2 protein-coding genes are annotated in these 1,446 nt (G+C 68.0%); one reads left to right on the forward strand and one right to left on the reverse strand.

Features of this window, described 5'->3' with window-relative positions; genetic code table 11:
- On the reverse strand, positions 1 to 816 hold an 816-nt coding region (locus AB4Y84_RS21590; protein WP_442250922.1), incomplete at its 3' end, for a hypothetical protein.
- Positions 817 to 907: 91 nt separating this feature from the next.
- Between AB4Y84_RS21590 and AB4Y84_RS21595 the strand changes: the two genes are divergently transcribed.
- Complete coding sequence (locus AB4Y84_RS21595; protein ID WP_442250923.1) at positions 908 to 1,309, forward strand: hypothetical protein; 402 nt, start codon at positions 908 to 910, stop codon at positions 1,307 to 1,309.
- Positions 1,310 to 1,446 lie beyond the last annotated feature (137 nt).

Below are 1,446 nucleotides of genomic sequence, written 5' to 3' on the forward strand. Positions count from 1 at the left end.
ATCCTGCAACTGCCGGCCAGCGGCCGGCACTACCAACCGGGGCGCAGCCCCACTCTTCCACCCGAACCGATGCGCGGCCCAGATCTCCAGCGCCAGCAGCAGCGCGATGATCGCCAGCGGCAGCAGCAACCCCAGATACACGCCCGGCATCATGCCGTTGATCTGCGCCTTCACCAGCCGCAGCACGCCACGCGTATGCAACAGCTCATCCATGCGCATGGTCAGCGCCTCACGCACCATCTTCGGCTCCAGGCCCACAGTGCCGGCCTTGTCGATCAGCGTGTCTTCCACCATCGCGCGCAGCAACCCGGCGCGCACCTTGCCGATCACCCAGCCCACGCCGCGCGCCATCGGGCCGTTACCGAGCCGCTCCACGCTTGGCAGTGGATGCTCGCGCAGGTAGATCGCAGCAAGCGAATCGGCAACGTCACCCACGGTGCCCTGGCTCTGCAGCGCGGCACGCATGCGTTCGTCTTCCAGCGAGGCGGTGAAGCCACTGCTCCACCCTTCCACCATCGTCTGCAGGTGCGGCTGGAAGTGGTCGAGCTGCTTGAACAGCGCGCGGTGCGCGCCGGCAGTAAAGCCCAGCTGCAGGCCGAAGAACGCGACCAGCAACGGCAGCAGCACCACATACGAGGCCAGCAGCCCGTGGTGCCAACGCCGCTGCCGCCGCAACCAACCGCGTCGATGCAGCCCGCGCCAGGCGAAGATGCCCAGCGCCAGCCCCAACAGCGTGCCCAGCACGCTGCCGCCGATCAGATCGAGCACGCTCAGGCCGGTCCAGAATTCGCCAAGCCAGTACTGCGCTTCCTGCATGGTGTTGCCTTCCGTGGTTCAGTGCGGCCGCCATGGTAACCGCGACCCCATGCGACAATCGCGCTCCTTTCCTGCACCAACGAGGCCCCACGTGGGCAAACTGACCCTGAGCGGCGTGGACACGCTGCGTACCCGCCTGGCCGATGACACCGCCTGCGACGCAGCGCTGTCTGCCTTCGCCGACCCGGCTGCGGCGCGCGCACCGCTGCGTGAGCTGGTCGAGGCACAGCACCGCTACCTGCAGGCCGAACACGAAGTGGCACAGGTGGCCGACATCCTGCGCCGCGACCAGAAGTACGCGCCGGTGGGTCGCCCGTCGGTGCATATCGTGCAGCTGCGCAAGCAGCAGGCAACGACCAAGCAGGCCGCGCTGATCGCCCGCCAGGTAGTAGCGCAGGCGGCGCAGACGTTCGTGCGTGCGAGCGGGTTGGCGGTGAAGGCCAAGCAGAGCCCGAGCGAAGCGTCGGCGGCGTGGCTGGGTACGCTGCGCTGAGGTGACGGGCGCGGTCGGATAGGCTGCACTGGGGTGACGGGCGCGACTGGATTTCCTCCGCTGAAATGACGGGCGTGGCCGGATATGCCCGATCGTTTGGTAGTGCCGGCCGCTGGCCGGCAACCTCGGTGTAGTTG

Origin of the sequence: Stenotrophomonas sp. 2YAF22 (genome assembly GCF_052114665.1) — a bacterium.
Taxonomy (GTDB): Bacteria; Pseudomonadota; Gammaproteobacteria; order Xanthomonadales; family Xanthomonadaceae; genus Stenotrophomonas; species Stenotrophomonas indicatrix.